General features: G+C 66.2%; 1 pseudogene. It reads left to right on the forward strand.

Features of this window, described 5'->3' with window-relative positions:
* The first annotated feature begins 76 nt into the window (after positions 1–76).
* A pseudogene (locus ACFU53_RS48140) lies at positions 77–1,077 on the forward strand (IS5 family transposase).
* The last annotated feature ends 22 nt before the right edge of the window (positions 1,078–1,099 follow it).

The raw sequence follows: 1,099 nt of genomic DNA on the forward strand, positions 1-1,099 counted from the left end.
CTAGGGCCTGTGTGAGGTCGTGATCAATTTCGGGTTCTGGTCCCGTGTGGGGGCAGGACCTGATAGGACGCTGGGTGTGACACGTAGGCAACTCACCGACGAGCAATGGGAGTTCATCGAGCCGTACCTCCCTATAGGCGAGTACGGTCCGTATCCCGAGCGGCTGCGGGAGCAGTTCGAGGGGGTGATCTGGCGGTTCCGGTCCAGCGCCCAGTGGCGCGAGATGCCCTCCGAGTTCGGACCGTGGCCGACGGTCTACGGGCGCTTTCGCGTCTGGCGGGACGCCGGGGTCTTCTCCGCTCTTCTGGAAGGCATGATCGCGGAGGCCGCCCGCCGGGGACAGACGGACTTATCCCTGGTCAGCGTGGACTCCACCACTGCCCGCGCCCATCACGACGCCGCCGGGATGCGTATAGGCAAGGAGGTCATGGACGCCCTTGAAGAAGCTGCCGCCGAGCAGGAGCGGGCCCGGCAAAAGGGGGCGGCTCGCCAGAACAGAACGGACAGGACGGCAGGGATGGCCCCGAGCGGGAAGAGCGGCGGCGCGTCAGGCGACGGCGCAAGCTCCGCTTGAACCAAGCCCTGCTCGGCAGATCCCGTGGTGGGCTGACGAGCAAGGTTCATCTCGCCGCGGACCGCAAGTGCCGTCCGCTGTCGCTCGTACTGACCGCAGGACAGGCCGCCGACAGCCCGCAGTTCGTCCCCGTGTTGCAGAAGGTGCGGGTCCGTCTGCCTGTCGGCCGCCCCCGAACCCGGCCCGACGCTGTCGCCGCGGACAAGGCCTACTCGTCCCGCGCTATCCGCTCTTACCTGCGCAAACGCAACATCAAGGCCGTCATCCCGGAGAAGAAGGACCAGGCCGCCAACCGGAAGAAGAAGGGCAGCCGGGGCGGCCGCCCCACATGCCACGACAGCGATCTTTACAAGGAGCGGAACACCGTCGAGCGGCTCATCAACAAGTTAAAGGCATGGCGAGGCGTCGCGACTCGATACGACAAGACGCCCGAGAGCTACCTCGCCGGCCTCCACCTCCGTGCCTCGATGATCTGGATCAACGACCTCCTGAAGGCCAGCTGATCACAACGTCACACAGGCCCTA

Source organism: Streptomyces sp. NPDC057474 (genome assembly GCF_042802555.1).
Taxonomy (GTDB): domain Bacteria; phylum Actinomycetota; class Actinomycetes; order Streptomycetales; family Streptomycetaceae; genus Streptomyces.